General features: G+C 44.7%; 27 protein-coding genes. All 27 read left to right on the top strand.

The genetic code is table 11. The features are described from left to right. Window positions 1–4: 4 nt before the first annotated feature. The 27 genes from AXI59_RS16355 (at window position 5) to pyrH (ending at window position 22,698) form a co-directional block, all read left to right on the top strand. On the top strand, window positions 5–613 hold the full coding sequence (locus AXI59_RS16355; RefSeq protein ID WP_061520522.1) for a MotE family protein: 609 nt from the start codon (window positions 5–7) through the stop codon (window positions 611–613). 12 nt (window positions 614–625) lie between these two features. Continuing rightward, window positions 626–1,996 (top strand): flagellar hook-length control protein FliK, encoded by a 1,371-nt coding sequence (locus AXI59_RS16360; RefSeq protein WP_061528737.1) that lies wholly within the window; start codon window positions 626–628, stop codon window positions 1,994–1,996. Beyond that, entirely contained in the window at window positions 1,993–2,418 is a 426-nt protein-coding gene (gene flgD / locus AXI59_RS16365; RefSeq protein ID WP_061528738.1) for a flagellar hook assembly protein FlgD, read from the top strand. Before AXI59_RS16360 ends, flgD begins: the two co-directional genes overlap by 4 nt. 25 nt (window positions 2,419–2,443) lie before the next feature. Continuing rightward, window positions 2,444–3,220, top strand: a complete 777-nt coding sequence (flgG, locus tag AXI59_RS16370; RefSeq protein ID WP_061520525.1) for a flagellar basal body rod protein FlgG — start codon at window positions 2,444–2,446, stop codon at window positions 3,218–3,220. 39 nt (window positions 3,221–3,259) lie between these two features. Next, window positions 3,260–3,475 (top strand): swarming motility protein SwrD, encoded by a 216-nt coding sequence (swrD, locus tag AXI59_RS16375; RefSeq protein ID WP_061528739.1) that lies wholly within the window; start codon window positions 3,260–3,262, stop codon window positions 3,473–3,475. Further along, window positions 3,472–3,891, top strand: coding sequence for a flagellar basal body-associated protein FliL (gene fliL, locus AXI59_RS16380; protein WP_061520527.1), 420 nt, complete (start codon window positions 3,472–3,474; stop codon window positions 3,889–3,891). Before swrD ends, fliL begins: the two co-directional genes overlap by 4 nt. 33 nt (window positions 3,892–3,924) lie before the next feature. After that, on the top strand, window positions 3,925–4,923 hold the full coding sequence (fliM, locus tag AXI59_RS16385) for a flagellar motor switch protein FliM (protein WP_061520528.1): 999 nt from the start codon (window positions 3,925–3,927) through the stop codon (window positions 4,921–4,923). Then, on the top strand, window positions 4,913–6,040 hold the full coding sequence (gene fliY / locus AXI59_RS16390) for a flagellar motor switch phosphatase FliY (RefSeq protein ID WP_061528740.1): 1,128 nt from the start codon (window positions 4,913–4,915) through the stop codon (window positions 6,038–6,040). The genes fliM and fliY overlap by 11 nt, the downstream gene beginning before the upstream one ends. Before the next feature lie 27 nt (window positions 6,041–6,067). Next, complete coding sequence (cheY, locus tag AXI59_RS16395; protein WP_003154238.1) at window positions 6,068–6,430, top strand: chemotaxis protein CheY; 363 nt, start codon at window positions 6,068–6,070, stop codon at window positions 6,428–6,430. Between the two features lie 14 nt (window positions 6,431–6,444). Further along, window positions 6,445–7,098, top strand: a complete 654-nt coding sequence (fliZ, locus tag AXI59_RS16400) for a flagella biosynthesis regulatory protein FliZ (protein ID WP_061528741.1) — start codon at window positions 6,445–6,447, stop codon at window positions 7,096–7,098. Then, window positions 7,091–7,756, top strand: coding sequence for a flagellar type III secretion system pore protein FliP (gene fliP / locus AXI59_RS16405; protein WP_061520531.1), 666 nt, complete (start codon window positions 7,091–7,093; stop codon window positions 7,754–7,756). Before fliZ ends, fliP begins: the two co-directional genes overlap by 8 nt. Before the next feature lie 14 nt (window positions 7,757–7,770). Next, window positions 7,771–8,040, top strand: coding sequence for a flagellar biosynthesis protein FliQ (gene fliQ, locus AXI59_RS16410; RefSeq protein WP_061520532.1), 270 nt, complete (start codon window positions 7,771–7,773; stop codon window positions 8,038–8,040). Between the two features lie 6 nt (window positions 8,041–8,046). Continuing rightward, complete coding sequence (gene fliR, locus AXI59_RS16415; RefSeq protein ID WP_061528742.1) at window positions 8,047–8,826, top strand: flagellar biosynthetic protein FliR; 780 nt, start codon at window positions 8,047–8,049, stop codon at window positions 8,824–8,826. Further along, window positions 8,826–9,905: a flagellar biosynthesis protein FlhB gene (gene flhB, locus AXI59_RS16420; protein WP_061528743.1), complete on the top strand. Its 1,080-nt coding sequence runs from the start codon at window positions 8,826–8,828 to the stop codon at window positions 9,903–9,905. Before fliR ends, flhB begins: the two co-directional genes overlap by 1 nt. Window positions 9,906–9,938: 33 nt before the next feature. After that, a complete protein-coding gene (flhA, locus tag AXI59_RS16425; RefSeq protein WP_061520535.1) occupies window positions 9,939–11,972 on the top strand; it encodes a flagellar biosynthesis protein FlhA in 2,034 nt (677 codons plus the stop codon). Next, window positions 11,972–13,054: a flagellar biosynthesis GTPase FlhF gene (gene flhF / locus AXI59_RS16430; RefSeq protein ID WP_061528744.1), complete on the top strand. Its 1,083-nt coding sequence runs from the start codon at window positions 11,972–11,974 to the stop codon at window positions 13,052–13,054. Before flhA ends, flhF begins: the two co-directional genes overlap by 1 nt. Then, on the top strand, window positions 13,051–13,944 hold the full coding sequence (locus tag AXI59_RS16435; RefSeq protein WP_061528745.1) for a MinD/ParA family protein: 894 nt from the start codon (window positions 13,051–13,053) through the stop codon (window positions 13,942–13,944). Before flhF ends, AXI59_RS16435 begins: the two co-directional genes overlap by 4 nt. Further along, on the top strand, window positions 13,941–15,008 hold the full coding sequence (locus AXI59_RS16440; RefSeq protein ID WP_061520538.1) for a protein-glutamate methylesterase/protein-glutamine glutaminase: 1,068 nt from the start codon (window positions 13,941–13,943) through the stop codon (window positions 15,006–15,008). Before AXI59_RS16435 ends, AXI59_RS16440 begins: the two co-directional genes overlap by 4 nt. 5 nt (window positions 15,009–15,013) lie before the next feature. Further along, the gene (gene cheA / locus AXI59_RS16445; protein ID WP_061528746.1) at window positions 15,014–17,038 is read left to right on the top strand and encodes a chemotaxis protein CheA; all 2,025 of its coding nucleotides are present in this window, start codon (window positions 15,014–15,016) and stop codon (window positions 17,036–17,038) included. Window positions 17,039–17,058: 20 nt separating this feature from the next. Beyond that, window positions 17,059–17,532 carry a chemotaxis protein CheW gene (cheW, locus tag AXI59_RS16450; RefSeq protein WP_061520540.1) on the top strand — a complete coding sequence of 158 codons (474 nt, stop codon included), beginning with the start codon at window positions 17,059–17,061 and terminating at the stop codon, window positions 17,530–17,532. Window positions 17,533–17,547: 15 nt separating this feature from the next. Then, window positions 17,548–18,177 carry a CheY-P phosphatase CheC gene (gene cheC / locus AXI59_RS16455; protein ID WP_061520541.1) on the top strand — a complete coding sequence of 210 codons (630 nt, stop codon included), beginning with the start codon at window positions 17,548–17,550 and terminating at the stop codon, window positions 18,175–18,177. Next, window positions 18,174–18,674 carry a chemoreceptor glutamine deamidase CheD gene (cheD, locus tag AXI59_RS16460; RefSeq protein ID WP_061528747.1) on the top strand — a complete coding sequence of 167 codons (501 nt, stop codon included), beginning with the start codon at window positions 18,174–18,176 and terminating at the stop codon, window positions 18,672–18,674. The genes cheC and cheD overlap by 4 nt, the downstream gene beginning before the upstream one ends. Before the next feature lie 25 nt (window positions 18,675–18,699). Beyond that, window positions 18,700–19,464: an RNA polymerase sigma-28 factor SigD gene (gene sigD, locus AXI59_RS16465; RefSeq protein ID WP_061520543.1), complete on the top strand. Its 765-nt coding sequence runs from the start codon at window positions 18,700–18,702 to the stop codon at window positions 19,462–19,464. A 27-nt stretch (window positions 19,465–19,491) separates the two neighbouring features. Beyond that, complete coding sequence (locus AXI59_RS16470; protein ID WP_061520544.1) at window positions 19,492–19,968, top strand: DUF6115 domain-containing protein; 477 nt, start codon at window positions 19,492–19,494, stop codon at window positions 19,966–19,968. 143 nt (window positions 19,969–20,111) lie between these two features. After that, complete coding sequence (gene rpsB / locus AXI59_RS16475) at window positions 20,112–20,849, top strand: 30S ribosomal protein S2 (RefSeq protein WP_061528748.1); 738 nt, start codon at window positions 20,112–20,114, stop codon at window positions 20,847–20,849. Window positions 20,850–20,948: 99 nt separating this feature from the next. Further along, window positions 20,949–21,830, top strand: coding sequence for a translation elongation factor Ts (gene tsf / locus AXI59_RS16480; RefSeq protein ID WP_061520546.1), 882 nt, complete (start codon window positions 20,949–20,951; stop codon window positions 21,828–21,830). 145 nt (window positions 21,831–21,975) lie between these two features. Beyond that, window positions 21,976–22,698, top strand: coding sequence for a UMP kinase (gene pyrH, locus AXI59_RS16485; protein ID WP_003154213.1), 723 nt, complete (start codon window positions 21,976–21,978; stop codon window positions 22,696–22,698).

Here is a 22,698-nt window from a genome sequence, read left to right on the forward strand (position 1 = left end):
TGAGATGTCCGGTAAAGAAAAGGAATCTGGAAAGTTTGGTTCAATCCTGCTTTTTATCATTATTCCGCTGATTTTCCTGATCATCGTAGCAAGCATTGTGCTTTGGGCTGCCGGCGTCGATGTGATGAAGCCGATTCAGGAAACAGCCGCTAAAACGCCTGTTTTGAAACAACTGGTTCCTGAAACGAAAGAAAGCAAAAATGCGGCGGAGAAGCAGCAGGAAGACAGAACGGCTTCGCTTGAAAAAACCATCAAGGAACAGAAAAGCGAAATTAACATTTTAAATAAAGATTTAGACACGAGCAAATCAGAAATAGACAGCCTGAATCAGAAAATCCGTTCACTGAAGCAGGAAGCTGAAGAACAGAAGAAAAAAACGGACGAAACGGCAAAGACCGCTTCAGATTCAGCTGCCAAAAAAGATAAAATAATCAATATTTATAAAAGCATGGACAGCGGTAAGGCAGCGAGTATCATTACACAGCTAAAGGAGAAGGAAGCGCTCGATATTTTAAACGGGTTAAGTAAAAAGCAGCTTGCTGAAATCTTGACGAAAATGACTCCTGAACAAGCGGCTAAATATACAGAAAAAATATCCGCTGATGAAAAATAGGGGTGATGTAAATTGAAGCTGCTTGAATTAACGGGAAACCGCATGCAGACGGCGCAAAACAGCAATGTAAAGGCAAATCAAAACAGCTTAGGTTTTTTTCAGAATTGGCTCCTGTCTGAAATCACTTCTCCTCAGCAGCCGGGAGAAGAGACGAAGACAGACGATAAAGCGCTGAAGGATGCCCTTTCGAAAATCGGCGATTGGCTGAAGGCCGGTCCGGAAGAAAAAGAACAGCAATTGGAACAGCTGCTGCAGTCGGTAAAAACGCTTGAAGGAAAGCAGACAAATGAAACCGTCCTGCCTTTATTAAACAAGCTTGCTCAAACTGTTGAAGCGATGTTAGCCAAACAGCAGAATGAGGAGAAGCCTGTCATCCAAAATCCACAGCCTTCAACGGAGGAACAGGAATCCGGGCGTGATGCGATTGAGTCTGGACTTCTTTTCATCCAAGGCGCTCTGTGCCAGCTTCTGCAGCATGAACAAGAGCTGCCCGACAGCACTCAGGCACAGGCAGTTTATCAAGAAGGCAGCCGTTTATTGGATGCTTTGAAAAACCAAGGTGTTCCGGATCGCCTGATTCAAGATCTGCAGCAGACATTATTTCCGAAAAATGAATCGGTATCTAAGCTCTATACAATGTCGGCAGCTGAACTGAAAAGCTTTCAAAGCGTCATCGAGCAGCTCACCGGCCTTTCTAAAAAAGGAACGAAGGAATGGAATATGGCTGAGACGGAGCTGAAAGCGCTCGTGTTATCTCAATCATCTGATTCGTCTCAAGAGTTCGGCAGGCAAATGCCGGAATCAGCGGGAAGAACGGAAAAGGCGAACAGCGGCGCGGCCGCTCCGATAAAGGCGGCAGACAGCAAATACGCTCCGCATATGCTGTTTACCGGAAACCGAAGCCTTGCTGGTATACAGCAATCAGCCATCGGGACAAGCGAACAGCAAAGTCCCGACAATAAACCTTTGGCTGATCAAGTCATCAGCGGCTGGAAGCAGATGAAATATACGCCTTTCGGGAAATCAACCGGCAGCTTTACGATTCGTCTGAATCCGGAAAATCTCGGATTTGTCACAATTAAGGTAACGAATGAAAACGGAATGTTTCAAAGCAAAATTATTGCATCAAGCCAATCTGCAAAAGAGCTGCTGGAACAGCATCTTCCTCAGCTGAAACAATCTCTCCCGAATATGTCGGTGCAAATCGACCGTTTCACCGTCCCGCTTCAAAGTGCTGATCAGCAGCCGGTCTACGGACAGCTGGCCGATCAGCAAAAACAGCAGCACCAGGGGCAGAGAGAGCAGAGGCAAAAGCAGCAGTCAAGTGATTTCGGAGATATGCTGGAAGAGCTTTCTCTTCATGAAATGGAGGAAGAAAATTGACATCAGTGAACTCAGCTGCGGCAAGCAGCCCAACGTCTAAAAGCGCCACCGCCGCAAACAGCAGCACGAATTTAGGAAAAGACGAATTTCTGAAGATTTTAATGACGCAAGTCCGGAACCAGGACCCGCTCAATCCGGTTGATGATAAAGAATTTATCAGCCAGATGGCGACATTTTCTTCATTAGAACAAATGATGAATCTGAATAAGACGATGACAAGCTATGTGGAAAACCAAGACCCGTTTACGATGTATGTAAACTGGATCGGCAAAAATGTGACATGGAGCGACAGCGACGGGACGGAGCAAACAAGCCCGGTCAATTCAGTAAAACATTCAAACGGCAATTATGTGCTCGTTCTCGAAAACGGTAAAGAGGTCAGTCCGTGGAATGTCACAGCCGTAAGCCAAACTTCTAAATAAAAAGGAACCTAGGGGGAATTTTGACATGTTACGTTCATTATATTCTGGTATCAGCGGGATGAAAAACTTTCAAACAAAACTTGATGTAATCGGCAATAATATCGCCAACGTCAATACAGTGGGCTTTAAGAAGAGCCGTGTCACCTTTAAAGATATGATCAGCCAAACGGTAGCCGGCGGTTCGGCAGTTACCAATTCAAAGCAGATCGGTTTAGGTGCTGCCACTTCTTCTATTGATGTCGTCCATGCTACAGGGGCGCCTCAATCAACCCAGATTAAAAGTGACCTGGCCATTAACGGAGACGGCTACTTTCAAATTAATACCGGGTCAGGAATCGCTTATACACGGGCCGGGAATTTCGGGAAGGACAATGACGGAAATATTGTCACAACCGATGGTTACTACCTTGAAAAAATCGGCGGCGGCAAAATTAATATTCCTACTGATGCGAAAGATTACAGCATCGGCCCGGACGGCAACGTTACATACACTGATTCAGGGGATCAAGTCCACAATGCGGGACAAATCGGGCTTGTCACTTTTCCAAACAGTGACGGCCTTGAAAAAATCGGGGGCAACCTCTACGGACAATCTTTAAGTTCGGGAGCACCGAGCGCAGTCAGCATTCCGGGGGAGAATGGCACCGGTAAGCTTCTGCCGGGCTATCTTGAAATGTCCAATGTTGATTTAACAGATGAATTTACCGAAATGATCGTTGCTCAGCGCGGTTTCCAATCAAACTCAAAAATCATTACGACATCAGATGAAATCCTTCAGGAGCTGGTTAATCTGAAACGGTAAGGAGGGAGGAGAGGCGGTTAGACCGCTTCTCCGGATTTTATGATTAAAGTCACCCGTTTAAACGGCCAGCCTTTTACGCTTAACGCGCTGTTCATCGAGCAGATTGAGTGCTTCCCGGATACTACGATTACGCTGTCCAACGGCAAAAAGTTCGTAGTTAAGGAAACGGAAGATGCAGTGCTGGAAAAGGTCATTTCGTTTTATCACAACATACAAATATTTTCACTGGATCAGGGAATAGAGGAAGAAGAATGAAGAAAAAATTAGTCATCATTATGCTGATTATTTTAGTTGTCATTGCCGGCCTCGGAGCGGCAGCGTATTTTGTCGTAAGCGGAAATTCCGAGAAAGACAAAAAGCCGACAATTGATGAAGTCGTTGCAGCTACTGTGTCTGTAGATGATATAACGACAAACTTAAAGTCAAACACTATCATCCGCATTGGAATCAAGCTTGAAACAGACTCATCAAAAGCGAAGGAAGAACTTGAAAAACGCGATTTTCAGGTAAAGGACAACATTATTTCCATTTTAGCTGATACAAGCGCCGACGAGATTGAGGGAGATAAAGGAAGAGAAGCGTTTAAAAATACATTAAAAGAGAAAATAAACAGCTATCTCCAAGCAGGAAAAGTTCAGAAAGTGTACATAACCTCCTTTAATCTGCAATAAAAACGAATTTGACAGAATACGGAGGTGAAGAAAATGTCAGGAGAAGTTCTCTCCCAAAATGAAATCGACGCATTGCTTTCTGCTATATCAACGGGTGAGGCGGATGCGGAAGAACTGAAAAAAGAAGAAAAAGAGAAAAAAGTAAAGGTATATGATTTTAAACGGGCTCTCAGGTTCTCTAAAGATCAGATACGGAGTTTAACCCGGATACATGATAACTTTGCGAGACTTCTCACAACACACTTTTCTGCAAAGCTCAGAACTTATATTCACATATCTGTCAGCTCAGTTGACCAGGTGCCGTATGAGGAGTTCATCCGATCAATACCGAACATGACGATCTTAAATTTATTTGACGTCCATCCGATGGAAGGCAGAATAATGATGGAAGTCAATCCTACCATCGCATACGCCATGCTTGACCGCGTCATGGGCGGCATCGGAATCACCCATAATAAGGCGGAAAATCTCACGGAAATTGAAACGAATATTATTTCTAATTTATTTGAAAATGCACTGGGCAATTACAAAGAAGCTTGGCAATCTATTGCCGATATTGATCCTGAAATGACAGAATTTGAAGTGAATCCTCAATTTGTGCAAATGGTTTCACCTAATGAAACTGTCGTTGTGATTTCACTCAATACGCAAATCGGTGAAATCAGCGGTGTCATCAATCTTTGTATTCCGCACGTTGTGCTTGAGCCGATTATACCTAAGCTTTCCGTTCATTATTGGATGCAATCTGAACGGAATGAAGCAAAGCCGGAAGAAACGAAGTCTCTTGAAAAGCGCATCATGACGGCTCAAATTCCTGTTGTGGCTCTATTAGGCGCTTCTGAACTGACAATAGAAGAGTTTTTAAGTTTAGAAGTCGGGGACTGTATTACTCTAGACAAATCAGTGACTGCTCCTCTTACTGTATTGGTCGGAAACAAACCGAAATTTTTAGGGCAGGCCGGCCGGGTGAATCGTAGACAGGCAGTGCAAATTTTAGATCACGACATAAGAGGTGAACAAGATGAACAATAGATTATCTCAAGATGAAATCGATGCTCTTCTTAATGGCGGCAGTCAATCGGAGGAGTCTGAACAGCCCGGCATGAACTTGTCTGAGCTGGAGCGTGATGCGATCGGGGAAATCGGGAACATTTCATTCGGCAGCTCGGCCACGGCGCTTTCCACTCTTTTAAATCAAAAAGTGGACATTACAACGCCGAGTGTGACCGTCATTTCAAAAAGCAAAATCAGCGATGAATTTCCTCATCCGTATGTTGCGATTGAAGTGAATTATACAGAAGGTTTTGACGGCAGCAATTTGCTTGTCGTCGAGCAAAACGACGCGGCGATCATTGCTGATCTGATGATCGGAGGGGACGGCAAAGGCGCTGACCCTTCTCTCGGTGAAATCCACCTGAGCGCCGTACAGGAAGCGATGAACCAAATGATGGGATCGGCGGCAACGTCTATGTCGACCGTATTCAGTAAAAAGATAGATATTTCTCCGCCGCGGGTTGAACTGCTTGATGTAACAGAAGAAAAAGGCACAGACAGAATACCTGAGGATGATTTGCTCGTAAAAGTTTCATTCCGCTTAAAGGTCGGTGAATTAATAGATTCGAGTATTATGCAGCTTTATCCGATCACGTTTGCGAAAGATCTGATCGCAGAGCTGATGAATAGGGATGAAGCTCAAGAAAGTAATCAGGTTTCAGAACCGCAGGAAACGTACGAGGCGCAGCCGGAACCGGCTGTTCAGCATGAACCGCAGCCAAAACCGGAACAGCAGGCGCAGAAGAGACAGGGAACCGCCAAAAAAGATGCACCTGTTCAAGTAGCGCCGGTCGAATTCCAAGCGTTTGATCAAAACGACGCGGCCCACGCTACCAGAAATAACCTTGATATGCTGATGGATATTCCGCTTTCCATTACGGTGGAGCTTGGCAGAACGAAAAGAAGCGTCAAGGAGATACTTGAACTTTCTGCGGGAAGTATTATCGAGCTTGATAAGCTTGCGGGTGAACCCGTTGATATTTTAGTCAATCAGCGGATCGTAGCCAAAGGCGAGGTAGTTGTAATAGAAGAAAACTTCGGCGTAAGAGTCACTGATATTTTAAGTCAGGCAGACCGCCTTAACAATTTAAAATAACCGAACAATAGAGGAGAGAAATAGATTATGGCACACAGAATTTTAATTGTAGACGATGCAGCATTTATGAGAATGATGATTAAGGATATTCTAGTGAAAAACGGTTTTGACGTCGTGGCAGAAGCATCAGACGGAGCGCAGGCCGTTGAAAAATTCAAAGAGCATTCACCTGACCTGGTGACAATGGACATTACAATGCCGGAAATGGACGGAATTACGGCTTTAAAAGAAATCAAACAAATCGATCCGCAGGCGAAAATCATTATGTGTTCTGCCATGGGCCAGCAGTCAATGGTTATTGACGCGATTCAAGCAGGCGCAAAAGACTTTATCGTGAAACCGTTCCAGGCAGACCGCGTGCTTGAAGCAATTAATAAAACATTAAGCTAAAGGGTGTACGACTGTTGAAAAAGAGTCATGGTTTACTAGCTTTGATTTGTTGTTTCGTTTTACTCAATGTACATCCGTTCGCTGCTTTTGCAGCGGAGTCTGACAATTCCACTGTCAACGAATGGTTTGACAAACAATCAACAAACAAAACAGAGAAAAAAAGCGATAAAACGAAACAAACGGCTGATGATGAGATAGGGGATGCTTCTGCATCTTCTGTCTCAGCTTTTGATTTTGTGAAAATGATTGCAGCGCTGTTATTTGTCATTCTGCTGATCTATGGATTTGTCAAACTGATGAATAAAAGAAACCGCCTGCTAAAGCCGTTTCAATATGTGGAAAATATCGGCGGAACCTCAGTCGGCCAAAACCGTTCGGTGCAGCTGATTAAAGTCGGAAACAGCGTATTGGTAGTCGGCGTCGGCGATACAATCCAGCTCTTAAAAGAAATTGAAGATGAAAAAGAGCGAGAGGCGATATTGCGCCAATATGAAGAGGCGATGTCCTCTAAGATGGAATGGCCTAAAATTGTGAGTCCGCGTAAGGATTCAGAGAAAAAGCCTCAAACCATGCTCCCGTCGTTTTCAAAAGCGTTAAAAGAGCAGCTGAACGAACTGAAACAAAACCGTTCTGAAGGAAAGAAGAAAGGCCCGTATCATCATGAATGAGTTCATTAATCTTTTTAATTCAAGCAATCCGACCGAAGTCAGCTCAACTGTTAAATTACTGTTGCTCTTGACTGTATTTTCAGTAGCGCCGGGCATTCTGATTTTAATGACCTGCTTTACGAGAATCGTCATCGTCCTGTCTTTTGTCAGAACGTCACTGGCGACGCAGAACATGCCTCCGAATCAGGTTTTAATCGGGCTAGCGCTGTTTTTAACGTTTTTTATTATGGCTCCGACATTTTCAGAGATTAATAAGGATGCCTTAACGCCTTTGATGGATAACAAAATCAGTCTCGATGAAGCTTATACAAAAGCCGAGAAGCCGATTAAAGAGTTTATGAGCAAACATACAAGGCAGAAGGATCTGGCGCTGTTTATGAACTACGCCAAAATGAAAAAACCTGAATCGCTGCAGGATATTCCTTTGACGACGATGGTGCCTGCCTATGCGATCTCAGAACTCAAAACTGCTTTTCAAATGGGCTTTATGATCTTTATTCCGTTTTTGATTATCGATATGGTTGTGGCCAGCGTTTTAATGTCAATGGGAATGATGATGCTTCCGCCGGTTATGATCTCTCTGCCCTTTAAAATATTGCTTTTTGTTTTGGTCGACGGATGGTATTTAATCGTGAAATCTTTGCTTGACAGCTTTTAGGGTAGGTGCTAAATGTGAGTTCAGAATTTGTAATTTCCATGGCGGAAAAAGCCGTATATGTAACACTTATGATCAGCGGGCCGCTCTTGGCAATCGCTTTAATAGTCGGTTTGCTCGTCAGTATCTTTCAAGCGACAACTCAAATCCAGGAACAGACTCTCGCTTTCATTCCGAAGATTGTGGCGGTTATGCTAGGACTGATCTTTTTCGGTCCGTGGATGCTGTCAACGATTCTTTCGTTTACGACTGAGCTGTTCTCTCATCTGAACCGATTTGCAGGGTAGAATCAAATGAATTCAATCATTGATTTATTTCCCGCTTTTTTATTGGTTTTTATTAGAATTTCTGCTTTCTTTGTGACGGTTCCGCTGTTCGGCCACCGGAATGTGCCGGCCGCTCACCGAATCGGCTTTGCCTTTTTTCTTTCGGTGATTTGCTTCAGCACACTGCAGCATGCACCGTCAATTGAAATAGGGGAACAGTATATGCTGCTTGCCGTAAAAGAGGCGGTCGTGGGTTTGAGTCTCGGGCTGATCGCTTACATGATAATGGCAGCTATTCAAACAGCCGGCTCCTTTATCGATTTTCAGATGGGATTTGCCATTGCCAATGTGATTGATCCGCAGTCAGGGTCGCAAAGTCCTTTGATCGGCCAATTCGTGTATACGATGGCGCTGTTATTTATGCTCAGCGTAAATGCCCATCACCTTTTGCTGGACGGTATTTTTTACAGCTTTCAGTATATTCCGCTTGATCAGGCATTTCCGGCGTTTGGAAATGAACAGTTTGGACTTTTTATCGCAAAAAGCTTCAATGCCATGTTTATTATCGCTTTTCAAATGTCGGCGCCGGTGGTGGCCAGCCTGTTTTTAGTTGATTTAGCTCTCGGCATTGTGGCCAGAACTGTACCGCAGCTGAACGTTTTTGTTGTCGGGCTTCCTTTAAAAATAGCTGTCAGCTTTATTATGCTGATCGTTTGTATGTCCGTGATGTTTGTCGTGGTCCGTAATATATTCAGCCTCACCGTTGAAACGATGCGAAATCTATTGGCATTGGTCGGTGTGACATGATGAGACTCAGACTGGATCTGCAATTCTTTGCAGGAGAAAAGACGGAGAAAGCCACACCGAAAAAACGGAGGGATACGAGGAAGAAAGGGCAGGTTGCGAAAAGCACGGATGTCAATACAGCGGTTTCTTTATTGCTGATTTTTCTTTCACTTCTAGCAATCGGGCCTTTTATGAGGGACAGGCTGCTGTCTTTTATTAAAAGGTTTTATACCAAATCACTCTCGATGCAGCTGTCAATGTCTAACGTGCATGAGCTATTTGTTGATGTGGTAAAAGATATAGCCATTATTCTAGCGCCTATTTTACTTGTTGCGCTTCTGGCAGGCGTCATAAGCAATTACATGCAGGTGGGATTCTTATTTTCAGCAGAAGTCCTGAAGCCTGATCTCAATAAGCTCAGCCCGTTAAAAGGTTTTAAGCGAATCTACAGTGTCAGGGCAATCGTTGAACTGATTAAATCTATTTTGAAAATTTCCGTGGTCGGTTTTGCCGCTTTTCTTGTGCTTTGGCTGCATTATGGCGACATTCTGCGCCTCCCGCTTTTAACGCCTGCTGAAGTCCTTACTTTCGTCTCCAAGCTGTCCCTTTGGATGGGCCTTGCAGGATCGGGGGCTTTAATGGTATTGGCGGGCCTTGATTATTTATATCAGAGATTTGACTATGAAAAAAATATCAGGATGTCAAAGCAGGATATAAAAGATGAATATAAAAAATCGGAGGGTGATCCGATTATCAAGTCCAAAATTAAGCAGAAGCAGCGGGAAATGGCCATGAGGCGGATGATGCAGGAAGTGCCGAAGGCAGATGTCATCATTACCAACCCGACCCATTATGCGATTGCTTTAAAATATGATGAAAAGAAAATGGATGCCCCTTACATTGTTGCCAAAGGGGTCGATCACCTCGCATTAAAAATCAGACAGATTGCCAAAGAGCATGATGTCATGACGATTGAAAACAGACCGCTTGCGCGTGCGTTATATGACCAGGTTGAGATTGACCAGGCCGTGCCGGAGGATTTTTTCAAAGTCATCGCAGAAATTTTAGCTTATGTATATAAAACGAAACAAAAAGTATAGTGAATTTCAGATTCAAAAGGAGAGAAAAACAGCATGTCAACAAGAGATTTATCGGTTTTAATAAGTGTTGTCCTCATTGTGGCAATGCTGGTGATTCCATTTCCTCCATGGTTGTTAAGTATTTTGATCATCATTAATATCTCTCTTGCGTTGATCGTGCTTCTCACCACAATGAATATGCAAGAACCGCTGCAGTTCTCAATTTTCCCGTCACTGCTGTTATTGCTGACGTTGTTTCGGCTCGCGCTTAATGTTTCGACGACCCGTTCCATTCTTTCTCACGGAGAAGGGGGAAAAGTTGTTGAGACATTCGGGAATTTCGTTGTCGGCGGAAATGTGCTGGTAGGGCTTGTTGTCTTTATTATTCTGATTATTATTCAATTTATCGTTATTACCAAAGGCGCCGAGCGTGTGTCGGAAGTCGCTGCGAGATTTACGCTTGATGCGATGCCGGGAAAACAAATGAGTATTGACGCTGATTTAAATGCCGGCATGATCACGGAGCAGGACGCGAAACACAGACGTGAAAAAGTCGCAAGAGAAGCTGACTTTTACGGCGCGATGGACGGAGCGAGTAAATTCGTTAAAGGGGACGCCATCGCCGGAATTATTATCGTGATGATTAATATTATCTTCGGAATTGTTATCGGCATGCTTCAGCAGGGGATGAGTATTCAAGAGGCTGCTTCCCACTTTACAATGCTGACGGTCGGTGACGGAATCGTCTCCCAAATGCCCGCCTTGCTCATTTCCACGGCTACGGGGATTGTCGTAACGAGAGCGGCGTCAGACGGAAACCTCGGTCATGATATTACAGGCCAGCTGTTTGCATATCCTAAGCTTTTGTATGTAGCGGCAGCAACCGTACTTTTGCTCGGTCTCTTTACGCCAATCGGCATTCTGCTTACTGGCCCTATTGCAGGCTTGCTTGCGTTTGGCGCTTACATGCTGTCCAAAACCGACAAACCGAACGAAGAAGAGGAAGAAATTCTTGAAGAAGAGGCTCAAGTGGATGAACTGAAAAGTCCGGAAAGCGTTGTGCAGCTTCTTCATATTGATCCGATCGAATTCGAATTCGGCTACGGTCTCATACCGCTTGCGGATGCGGGGCAGGGCGGTGATCTTCTGGATCGGATCGTCATGATCAGACGCCAGCTTGCGCTTGAATTGGGGCTTGTGATTCCGGTTGTCCGCATTCGGGATAATATCGCGCTTCAGCCGAACGAATACCGATTGAAAATTAAAGGCAACGAAGTCGCAAAAGGGGAACTTTTGCTTGATCATTATTTAGCAATGTCACCGACGCCTGAAGATGACATCATTGAAGGAATTGAAACGGTTGAACCGTCGTTCGGGCTTCCCGCGAAATGGATCGGAGAAGCGGCTAAGGACGAAGCGGACATGCTCGGATATACGGTTGTTGATCCCGCGTCTGTCGTATCTACGCATATTACAGAAAAAATTAAACAGCATGCCCATGAACTGGTCGGCAGACAGGAAACAAAACAGCTTATCGATCATCTGAAGGAGAATTATCCTGTGCTTGTGGATGAAGTCACACCTAATCCGTTATCAGTCGGCGACATTCAAAAGGTGCTTGCGAAACTACTAAAGGAAAAAGTATCGATTCGGAACTTGGTTACCATTTTTGAAACACTCGCCGATTACGGAAGGCTAACGACGGATTCGGATCTTTTGACAGAATATGCGAGGCAGTCACTTGCCAAACAAATTACCGCCCAGTACGCGAGAGATGATGAAACGCTGAAAGTCATGACATGCTCAGGGCGGGTGGAAAAAGCGATTGCCGATGGCGTGCAGCAGACTGAGCAAGGCAATTATTTGTCGCTTGAGCCTGACGTATCAGACAGCATTATCCGTTCAGTCGCCAAAGAGGCTGAGCAGCTTTCAATCCGGCAGGAAACAGCGATTCTTCTTTGCTCTCCTCCGGTCAGAATGTATGTAAAACAGCTGTTAGAACGCTATTTCCCTGATCTTCCGGTTCTTTCCTATAATGAGCTTGAAGCAAATGTTGAAGTGCAAAGCATTGGAGTGGTGGATATTTAATGAAGATTAAAAAATTTACGGCCGCTTCAATGCAGGAAGCCGCAAAACAAATCAAAAAAGAACTCGGCAATGACGCCGTGATTTTAAATTCGAAACAAGTGAAAAAACGAAAATGGCTTGGCTTGAGGGCGGAACAGGCTGTTGAAGTAATTGCGGTTTTAGATCGGGAGTCAAGGGGAGCGAAAAAAATTCCGCCGCATGCCGGCGAAGGGAAGAAAAAGGCGGAAATGACAGACACCGTGCAAACCTTTCAGCCGCAGCAGCAAGCGCGAAAATTTGATCTTTCACATTACAAAGAAGTGCTGCCTGAACCTTTAAAGAAAGCGGAACGTCTTTTGGATAGAGCGGGGCTTACAGACCAAATGCAGAAAACAGTTTTGAGTGAGCTGCTTCACTCTTCGATTGCAGCAGGCGATTTGACCGAAGAGAATGTCACGTTCAAATTGCAGGAACTGTTAGCTGAAAAGCTTCCTTCAAAAGACAGGTGGCAGGAAGGCATTCAATCAAAATACGTGGTGCTTTTCGGTTCAACAGGAGCCGGGAAAACGACGACTCTCGCAAAACTGGCCGCTTCAACGATGCTTGAGGAGCATAAGAAAATTGCGTTTATAACGACGGATACTTACCGGATCGCCGCGGTCGAACAGCTGAAAACATATGCGGAGCTGTTACAGGCGCCCCTTGAAGTTTGTTATTCGAAAGAAGAATGTCTTGAGGCCCAAACTAAATTTGCGGAATATGATCATGTCTTTATCGATACCGCCGGAAGAAACTTTAAAGAAGAGCAATATATTACGGAATTACAAGAAATGATTCCGTTTGAATCGGGCTTACAATCGTTTCTTGTATTATCGGCATCTGCAAAATATGAAGATATGAAACAGGTGCTGTCACGGTTTTCCGATATTCCGGTGAATCAATTCATCTTTACAAAAACAGACGAGACCGCCTCACTCGGTTCGGTTTATCAAGTGCTGACAGAATCAATGATCGGCGCTGCTTTTTTGACAAACGGGCAAAATGTGCCTGAAGACATACTGTCTGTTTCTCCGAAAGACTTCGTAAGGATGCTTATGGAATGAAACCCGATCAGGCCGAGTCATTAAGAAGAAAAATGAAACAGCGGCAGCTGATCAAACCGCAGCTGTATGAAAAGAAAGCAAAGACATTGGCAGTCATCAGCGGCAAGGGCGGCGTCGGAAAATCCAATATCACGTTAAATATGGCACTTGCCTTACAGGAAAAAGGAAAAAATGTGCTCATTATTGATCTTGATATCGGAATGGGAAACATTGATGTGCTGATCGGCGCTTCTTCTTGCCGCACCATCATTGATGTGATGGAAAACCGGCATGTGCTGGCTCAATCACTGTCTGCCGGTCCGAAAGGCATCCGCTACATATCCGGAGGAACGGGGCTTGATGTGATATACCAGGCGGACAGGGAGAAGTGGGCGTATTTTATGAATGATCTTTCCGCTGTTTTAAGAGACTTTGATTATGTTCTGTTTGACATGGGAGCGGGCTTATCAAAAGAGCAGCTGCCGTTTATTTTATCAGCGGAAGACATTCTCGCCGTGACAACGCCTGAGCCGACGGCCATTATGGATGCCTACAGCGCGATCAAGCATCTCGTGATTGCGGATGAACGGCTGTCGATAAGCATTGCCGTCAATCGCGCCCGCAGCAAAAAAAATGCAATGGATACCTTTGCCCGCCTTTCTCACGCGATTCACACGTTTTTGGGTGCGGACGTACAATTCGCCGGCTCTATACCGGATGATCCGCTTGTGAGTCAAGCTGTGATTGACCAAGTGCCTTTTTTAATAAATAGTCCTCAAGCGAAAGCCAGCAGGTCTATCCGTCTTTTAACGGATGTCTTGTTTCAAACAGAAGAAAACAAACCCAGAGAAGAGAAAACGGCATTTATTGAGAAATTATCTTCTTTTTTAATGAGGAGGACTTTACATTGATTCGTGTGCTTGTCGTTGATGACTCAGCTTTTATGAGAAAGATGATTACCGATTTTTTGGCCGCGGAAATACAGATAGAAGTCATCGGGACAGCAAGAAACGGAGAAGAGGCGTTAAAAAAAATAGAGCTTCTTCAGCCGGATGTTGTCACGCTTGATATTGAAATGCCGGTCATGAATGGAACGGATACATTACGGAAAATAATCGACATTTATAAACTTCCGGTGATTATGGTATCGAGCCAGACACAGCAAGGAAAAGACCGCACGATTAACTGCTTGGAAATGGGCGCATTTGACTTTATTACAAAGCCTTCCGGAGCGATTTCCCTTGATCTTTATAAAATTAAAGAGCAGCTGATTGAAAGAGTCATTGCTGCCGGACTGTCCCAAGCCAAAAAGCCAGAAGCGGCTTCGGCCGAACCTCTCACGCCTAAACGCCCGGCTTCAGCCGGCTTTGAAAAACCGAAAACAAAATCGGCCAGGCAGGCTGTATTCATAGCGACGTCTACGGGCGGACCGCGGGCGCTGCAAAAGGTCATTCCGAACCTGCCGAAGGATTTAAACGCGCCGGTGTTTGTCGTTCAGCACATGCCTGAAGGCTTTACCGCTTCACTTGCAGACAGGCTGAACCATTTGTCAGATATACAGGTGAAAGAAGCGGAAAACGGTGAAGAAGCAAAAGCGGGCTGTGTGTATATCGCCCCCGGCGGAAAAAACATGACGGTTATACAAGACGGCGGAAGACTCCGCATCGTTCTTGATGTTCATGACACGGCAAGCAGGCATAAACCGTCAGCTGATTATATGTTTCGTTCGGCGAGCAGATTGTCCGATTATGAAAAGGTGGCCGTCATTATGACCGGCATGGGCAGTGACGGAACCGAAGGCGTAAAAGAGATGCTTAAGGCCGGCAGTGTCAAAACGATTGCGGAATCGGACGAATCGTGTGTTGTGTTCGGAATGCCGAAGTCAGCCATAAAAGCAGGCCTCATTCATGACATTAAACATGTGGAAGATATCGCAGCATCCATCACTAGCTGTGTGAAAAAAGAGAGGGTGTAAATCAATTGGATATGAATCAATATTTAGATGTCTTTATTGATGAAAGTAAAGAGCACTTGCAAACATGTAACGAAAAGCTTCTGCTTTTAGAAAAAGATCCGGCAGACCTTCAGCTTGTCCATGACATCTTCAGAGCTGCCCATACGCTGAAAGGCATGAGCGCAACGATGGGGTACACAGACTTGGCGCATTTAACCCACCTCATGGAAAATGTGCTGGACGCCATCCGAAACGGAGAAATGGCCGTTACATCAGAGTGGCTTGATGTGCTGTTTGAAGCGCTTGACCATCTTGAAGCAATGGTGCAGTCCATTATTGACGGCGGAGATGGCAAAAGAGATATTTCTGAAGTGAGCGCGAAACTCGACGTAAACGCGGTGCATGAGACCGCAGCTTCGGTTGAAACCGCTGAACCGCCATCTCCGGAAAATAAGGAAGCGGCGGCATGGGATTATGATGAATTTGAACGGACCGTCATTGAAGAGGCAGAAGAACAAGGATTCAGCCGCTACGAAATAACGGTGTCCCTGAATGAAAACTGCATGCTGAAAGCAGTGCGCGTTTACATGATATTCGAGAAGCTGAATGAAGCTGGGGAAGTCGCGAAAACGATTCCGAGTGCGGAAGTGCTTGAAACGGAGGATTTCGGTACAGATTTTCAAGTGTGCTTCTTAACAAAGCAGCCCGCTGATGAGATTAAACAAATCATAAGCGGCATTTCAGAAGTGGGACACGTGGAGGTTTCTGTCGGCGCACCGTTAAAAACGGCCGAAAAACCGAAAGAGCCGCAAGCTGCTGAACCAGTGAAGACCGTGCCTGCAAAAAAAGCCGAAAAACAGCCGAAGCCTGCAAAAGCGGAAGAGCATACGAAGCATAACGGCGGCTCCAAAACGATCCGTGTCAATATTGAAAGACTTGATTCTTCGATGAACCTTTTCGAAGAGCTGGTCATTGACAGGGGACGGCTTGAGCAAATCGCCAAAGAACTGAATCATAATGAATTGACTGAAACGGTAGAACGGCTCACAAGAATATCTGGAGACCTCCAGTCTATTATTCTCAATATGCGAATGGTTCCAGTAGAAACCGTCTTTAACCGTTTTCCGAGAATGATCCGCCAGCTTCAAAAGGAATTAAACAAAAAAATAGAACTGTCCATCATCGGCGCTGAAACAGAACTTGACCGCACAGTGATTGATGAAATCGGCGATCCGCTTGTCCATTTAATCAGAAACAGCATTGATCACGGTATAGAATCGCCTGAAGTGCGCGTAAGTAAAGGGAAATCAGAATCCGGCCAGGTCGTTCTTAAGGCTTATCACAGCGGAAACCACGTCTTTATTGAGGTTGAAGATGACGGCGCGGGACTGAACAGAAAGAAGATTCTCGAAAAAGCGCTCGAACGCAATGTAATCACCGAGCGGGAAGCTGAAACGCTTGAAGATAATGAAATCTACGAACTTATTTTTGCGCCCGGCTTCTCGACTGCTGATCAAATTTCCGATATTTCAGGCCGGGGCGTCGGGTTGGATGTCGTTAAAAACAAACTCGAATCTCTCGGCGGATCAGTCAGTGTAAAATCAGCAGAAGGCCAAGGATCACTCTTTAGTATTCAGCTTCCGCTGACACTGTCCATAATATCTGTCTTGCTGATAAAACTTGAAGAAGAGACATTTGCGATACCGATTTCTTCTATTATAGAGACGGCAGTTATTGATAAAAAGGATATCCTGCAGACGCATGACAGGGAAGTCATTGATTTCAGAGGACAGATCGTGCCGATCGTCTACTTGAAAAAAGAGTTTAACATCACGGATACAAAAGAAGACGCGGAGCAATTCCATATGATCGTCGTGAAAAAAGGCGATAAATCAACTGCATTTGTCGTCGACTCTTTTATCGGCCAGCAGGAAGTCGTGCTTAAATCACTCGGCGACTATTTAACAAACGTCTTTGCGATTTCCGGCGCCACGATTCTTGGGAATGGCGAAGTGGCGCTGATTATTGATTGTAATGCGCTGATCTACTAACGACACGAGGAGGTGCCCACATGACTGCGGAAATCAAAACTGGTGAAAAAATGATTGTGTTTATGATAAATGGGAAAGAATACGCGATTTCGGTTTCACAAGTGAAATCGATTGAAAAGTGGCAAAAACCGACGAGAGTTCCCGGTGTTGAACCATATATTCGCGGCGTCATTAATTTACGCGGCGTGATCACGCCGGTTCTGGATTTAAGAAAGCGTCTTAACCTGCCTGAGCAAGAAATCACTGAAGAATCACGGATTATTATCATCTCTTACCGTGATGCGGAGGTCGGATGGATCGTGGACGAAGCCAATGATGTCATTACCGTGCATGAAAATGAAATTGAGTCTGCGCCTGAAAGCCAAACAAAAGAAGCGGATGTGTGGATTAAACAGATCGTAAAGCAAGAAAACAGGCTGTTGAATATTATTGATGCGCAAGCGGTGCTGGACAAAGATTCTGCGCTGTCTGTGCCCGATCAACCTTATGCTTAAAGGGGTTAAGACAACATGAGTATGTTTAAAGGAATCAAAGAAGAGCAAATGGACATTTTGCGGGAAGTCGGGAATATCGGTGCAGGCCACTCGGCTTCTGCGATGGCTCAGCTCCTCAATAGAAAAATAGATATGGAAGTGCCGTTTGCTACATTGCTGACATTTGATGAGCTCGCTGATTTTTTTGGCGGCGCTGAAACCCCGGTGGCAAGTATCTTTTTAAGAATGGAAGGCGACATGACAGGTTCTATCTTTCTCATTATGCCTTTTCACCAAGCGGAACAGTTTATCAGAGAGCTGATCGGCAATCCGGATTTTGATATTGATCAGTTAAGCGAGGACCATTTAAGCTCTTCTGCTTTACATGAGCTGGGCAATATTTTAGCAGGTTCCTATTTAACGGCGTTGGCTGATTTGACGAAACTGGAAATTTATCCGAGCGTGCCGGAAGTTTCCCTTGATATGTTCGGAGCGGTCATCAGCGAAGGATTAATGGAGCTCAGTCAAGTCGGAGAGCATGCCATTGTCGTGGACACTTCTATTTTTGACCAGAGCAGCCGGCAGGAGCTGAAAGCCCATATGTTTATGCTCCCGGACTATGATTCATTTGAAAAACTCTTTGTCTCATTGGGTGCATCCGTATGAGCCATGCAGAAGCTGTCGTCGTAAAAGTGGGAATTGCTGACGTTCAGGTCGCCCGTTTTCCGGAGAAAATCCGGACTTCGGGTCTTGGTTCATGTGTGGGATTGGTTTTATATGATAAAGACAAGCAGACAGCCGGACTTGTTCATGTCATGCTGCCGGATTCCGCTTTATCAAAAACAGCAGAGCTTAACCGGGCAAAATATGCCGACACTGCCGTAAAGGCGACGATTGATATGCTGCTGGAAGCCGGATGCCGCAAGTTTGCTCTAAAGGCCAAACTCGCGGGGGGAGCGGAAATGTTTAAATTTAAAATGACGAACGACTTGATGAAAATCGGCCCCCGAAATGTAGCGGCCATTAAAGAACAGCTTACATTGTATAACATTCCGGTCATCAGTGAAGATACGGGCGGCTCAAGCGGCCGGACGATTGAATTTGAACCAAAGTCCTGCATGCTGCATATCCGAACTGTTAAACAAGGTGAAACAATGATTTAATTAAGGTATGAGGTAGGGGATAACGATGCAATCCTTGAATTATGAAGATCAGGTGCTTTGGTCGCGCTGGAAAGAGTGGAAAGATCCAAAAGCCGGTGATGATTTAATGCGCCGCTACATGCCGCTAGTTACATATCATGTCGGCAGAATTTCTGTCGGACTGCCAAAATCGGTGCATAAAGACGATCTAATGAGCCTTGGTATGCTTGGTTTATATGATGCCCTTGAAAAATTTGACCCCAGCCGGGATTTAAAATTTGATACCTACGCCTCGTTTAGAATTCGCGGTGCAATCATTGACGGACTGCGCAAAGAGGATTGGCTGCCCAGAACTTCACGGGAGAAGACAAAAAAGGTCGAAGCTGCGATCGAGAAACTGGAACAGCGCTACCTTCGCAATGTGACGCCCTCAGAGATCGCAGAAGAGCTGGGGATGACGGAGCAGGACGTGGTGTCAACGATGAACGAAGGGTTTTTTGCCAATCTCTTGTCAATCGATGAAAAGCTGCACGATCAGGATGACGGTGAAAATATTCAAGTCATGATCAGAGATGACAAAAACGTGCCGCCGGAAGAAAAAATCATGAAGGACGAGCTGATCGCTCAGCTTGCCGGAAAAATTCATGAGCTTTCTGAAAAAGAACAGCTTGTCGTCAGTTTATTTTATAAAGAAGAGCTGACATTGACCGAAATCGGACAAGTGCTGAACCTTTCGACTTCGCGGATCTCTCAGATTCATTCAAAGGCGCTTTTTAAATTAAAGCATTTGCTAGAAAAAGTAATTCAATAATGAACTCATGGTTAGCGAGTGAAAAACATGTCAACACTATTATGGCTTTTAAGCTTTGTGCTTCACGGCGTACTGCTTTATGCCGTCATTATTCTGTATACGAGGTTTTCAGCTCTTAAGGAGACAGAGCGTCAGCAGCAGAATATACTGGAAGAGACGGAAAACACCCTTGCTGCGTTTCTGCTCGAATTAAAAGAAGAAAACGAGAGACTCAAAGATACCCGGAGCCCGAATGCCGGGGCGGCAGACGCCCGGGATGACACGCCTCAACCCGCTGAAACTTTGCCGCACCCGGACATTCCGGATCATATTGAAGCGCTGATCAGTGAAGTGGAACGGGCTGAAAATGACGAAAACAAGGGCGGGCGTTCGTTTGAAGAGCAAGTTTCAGATTTATACGAACAAGGGTTCACTCCGGGCGAAATCGCCAAACGGATGAAGAGCGGAAAGACAGAAATCGAGCTGTTTTTAAAATTTCGCGGCAAAGCTGTAAAGGATTCTTGATTGTCGCCTAAAGCTGTGTTATATTATGTCTTGGTGTTAAATACACACGCTTAACGATTTATGCAGAGGGTGCTGCAGGCGGCAGTTCTGCACAAAAATGACCTAAGCGGAGGAAAAAAACCATTTTATTAGGAGGAAATCACATGTCAGTTATTTCTATGAAACAATTGCTTGAAGCTGGTGTTCACTTCGGTCACCAAACACGCCGTTGGAACCCAAAAATGAAGCGTTACATTTTCACGGAGCGTAACGGAATCTACATCATTGACCTTCAAAAAACAGTGAAAAAAGTAGAGGAAGCTTACAACTTCACGAAAAACCTTGCTGCTGAAGGCGGAAAAATCCTTTTCGTCGGCACAAAAAAACAAGCTCAGGATTCTGTTAAAGAAGAAGCTGTACGCTCTGGCATGTACTATGTCAACCAACGCTGGTTGGGCGGTACACTGACAAACTTCGAAACAATCCAAAAACGTATTAAACGTCTGAAAGACATCGAAAAAATGCAAGAAAACGGTACGTTTGAAGTACTTCCGAAAAAAGAAGTTGTTCAATTGAAAAAAGAATTAGAGCGTCTTGAAAAATTCCTAGGCGGAATTAAAGATATGAAGGATCTTCCTGATGCATTATTCATCATCGATCCTCGCAAAGAGCGCATCGCTGTTGCGGAAGCTCGCAAATTGAACATTCCTATCATCGGAATCGTAGATACAAACTGTGATCCTGATGAAATTGATGTCGTAATCCCTGCAAACGATGACGCAATCCGCGCTGTCAAACTTCTTACTTCTAAAATGGCAGATGCTATTCTTGAAGCGAAGCAAGGCGAAGAAGAAGCGGTAGCTGAAGAAAGTGCACCTGAAACAGAAACGACAACTGCGTAACCTAATCAAAAGGTGATAAGAGGGACTGCCTTTTATCACCTTTTTTCAAGAAAAATGTATCTATACATATCTTGTTTACACATATAAGGAGGAATAAACATGGCTATTACTGCACAGCAGGTAAAAGAACTGCGTCAAAAAACAGGCGCGGGCATGATGGATTGTAAAAAAGCGTTAACTGAAACTGACGGAGATATGGACAAAGCAATCGACCTTCTAAGAGAAAAAGGGATTGCTAAAGCGGCTAAAAAAGCTGACCGTATCGCTGCTGAAGGTTCTACTCTTATTAAAACTGACGGCAACAAAGGCGTTATCTTAGAAGTAAACTCTGAAACTGATTTCGTTGCGAAAAACGAAGGTTTCAAAGAACTTCTGAACACACTTGCTGACCACCTTCTTGCAAACGCTCCGGCTGATCTTGAAGAAGCGATGGGTCAAAAAATGGAAAACGGTTCTACTGTTGAAGAATACATCACTAGCAACGTTGCTAAAATCGGAGAGAAAATCACCCTTCGCCGTTTTGCCGTTCTTACAAAAGAAGACAGCGACGCTTTCGGCGCTTACCTTCACATGGGAGGCCGCATCGGCGTATTATCTGTTCTTAGCGGAACAACTGATGAGGATCTTGCGAAAGACATCGCTATGCACGTTGCTGCGGTAAACCCTCGCTACATTTCTCGCGACCAAGTCTCTGAAGAAGAAGCAAACCATGAGCGTCAGATCTTGACTCAGCAAGCTCTTCAAGAAGGTAAACCTGAAAACATCGTAGCTAAAATGGTTGAAGGCCGTCTGAACAAATTCTTTGAAGAAATTTGCCTGTTAGACCAAGCTTTCGTTAAAAACCCAGACGAAAAAGTGAAACAAGTTGTGGCTGCGAAAAACGCAACAGTTCAAACTTACGTCCGCTACGAAGTTGGAGAAGGTATTGAAAAACGCCAAGAAAACTTTGCTGAAGAAGTTATGAACCAAGTGAAAAAATAATGGTGAAAAGCCTTGGCGAATCTTTCGCGGCTTTTCAGGCAGTATAGGGGACACAACTTGTGTTCCCTATTTTTAAAACTATATTTACAAACCTTTTTTTCTCTTGCATAATAGGAAACGGCAATGTTTACACTTGGAGGTTATTATGGAAAAACCAAAATACAATCGTATCGTTTTAAAGCTTAGCGGAGAAGCATTGGCAGGGGAACAGGGAAACGGAATTAATCCGACTGTCATTCAATCCATAGCAAAACAGGTAAAAGAAATCGCTGAGCTTGACGTCGAAGTAGCCGTAGTCGTAGGCGGCGGCAACTTATGGCGCGGAAAAACAGGCAGTGACTTAGGAATGGACCGTGCGACGGCCGATTATATGGGTATGCTTGCGACTGTCATGAACTCACTTGCTTTGCAGGACAGCCTTGAAACACTCGGAATCCAGTCCAGAGTGCAAACATCAATTGAAATGCGGCAGGTCGCTGAGCCGTACATCAGAAGAAAAGCCATCCGCCACTTGGAGAAAAAACGTGTCGTTATTTTTGCCGCGGGTACAGGAAATCCTTATTTCTCTACGGACACAACTGCAGCACTGCGGGCCGCTGAAATTGAAGCGGATGTGATCTTAATGGCTAAAAATAATGTTGACGGTGTTTATAATGCCGATCCGAGAAAAGATGAATCCGCAGTAAAATACGAAAAATTATCTTATCTCGATGTTTTAAAAGACGGGCTGGAAGTCATGGATTCTACAGCTTCTTCATTATGTATGGATAATGATATTCCGCTGATCGTCTTTTCTATTATGGAAGAAGGAAACATTAAGCGCGCCGTAATAGGCGAATCAATCGGAACGATCGTAAGGGGGAAATAA

The organism is Bacillus nakamurai, from assembly GCF_001584325.1.
Taxonomy (GTDB): Bacteria; Bacillota; Bacilli; order Bacillales; family Bacillaceae; genus Bacillus; species Bacillus nakamurai.

Bases quoted from the DNA above. Each gene is read 5' to 3' on its own strand.
- AXI59_RS16355 (WP_061520522.1), top strand. From the start codon at position 5: ATGTCCGGTAAAGAAAAGGAATCTGGAAAGTTTGGTTCAATCCTGCTT.
- flgG (WP_061520525.1), top strand. From the start codon at position 2,444: ATGTTACGTTCATTATATTCTGGTATCAGCGGGATGAAAAACTTTCAA.
- swrD (WP_061528739.1), top strand. From the start codon at position 3,260: ATGATTAAAGTCACCCGTTTAAACGGCCAGCCTTTTACGCTTAACGCG.
- fliL (WP_061520527.1), top strand. From the start codon at position 3,472: ATGAAGAAAAAATTAGTCATCATTATGCTGATTATTTTAGTTGTCATT.
- fliM (WP_061520528.1), top strand. From the start codon at position 3,925: ATGTCAGGAGAAGTTCTCTCCCAAAATGAAATCGACGCATTGCTTTCT.
- fliY (WP_061528740.1), top strand. From the start codon at position 4,913: ATGAACAATAGATTATCTCAAGATGAAATCGATGCTCTTCTTAATGGC.
- cheY (WP_003154238.1), top strand. From the start codon at position 6,068: ATGGCACACAGAATTTTAATTGTAGACGATGCAGCATTTATGAGAATG.
- fliP (WP_061520531.1), top strand. From the start codon at position 7,091: ATGAATGAGTTCATTAATCTTTTTAATTCAAGCAATCCGACCGAAGTC.
- fliR (WP_061528742.1), top strand. From the start codon at position 8,047: ATGAATTCAATCATTGATTTATTTCCCGCTTTTTTATTGGTTTTTATT.
- flhB (WP_061528743.1), top strand. From the start codon at position 8,826: ATGAGACTCAGACTGGATCTGCAATTCTTTGCAGGAGAAAAGACGGAG.
- flhA (WP_061520535.1), top strand. From the start codon at position 9,939: ATGTCAACAAGAGATTTATCGGTTTTAATAAGTGTTGTCCTCATTGTG.
- flhF (WP_061528744.1), top strand. From the start codon at position 11,972: ATGAAGATTAAAAAATTTACGGCCGCTTCAATGCAGGAAGCCGCAAAA.
- AXI59_RS16435 (WP_061528745.1), top strand. From the start codon at position 13,051: ATGAAACCCGATCAGGCCGAGTCATTAAGAAGAAAAATGAAACAGCGG.
- cheW (WP_061520540.1), top strand. From the start codon at position 17,059: ATGACTGCGGAAATCAAAACTGGTGAAAAAATGATTGTGTTTATGATA.
- cheC (WP_061520541.1), top strand. From the start codon at position 17,548: ATGAGTATGTTTAAAGGAATCAAAGAAGAGCAAATGGACATTTTGCGG.
- cheD (WP_061528747.1), top strand. From the start codon at position 18,174: ATGAGCCATGCAGAAGCTGTCGTCGTAAAAGTGGGAATTGCTGACGTT.
- sigD (WP_061520543.1), top strand. From the start codon at position 18,700: ATGCAATCCTTGAATTATGAAGATCAGGTGCTTTGGTCGCGCTGGAAA.
- AXI59_RS16470 (WP_061520544.1), top strand. From the start codon at position 19,492: ATGTCAACACTATTATGGCTTTTAAGCTTTGTGCTTCACGGCGTACTG.
- rpsB (WP_061528748.1), top strand. From the start codon at position 20,112: ATGTCAGTTATTTCTATGAAACAATTGCTTGAAGCTGGTGTTCACTTC.
- tsf (WP_061520546.1), top strand. From the start codon at position 20,949: ATGGCTATTACTGCACAGCAGGTAAAAGAACTGCGTCAAAAAACAGGC.
- pyrH (WP_003154213.1), top strand. From the start codon at position 21,976: ATGGAAAAACCAAAATACAATCGTATCGTTTTAAAGCTTAGCGGAGAA.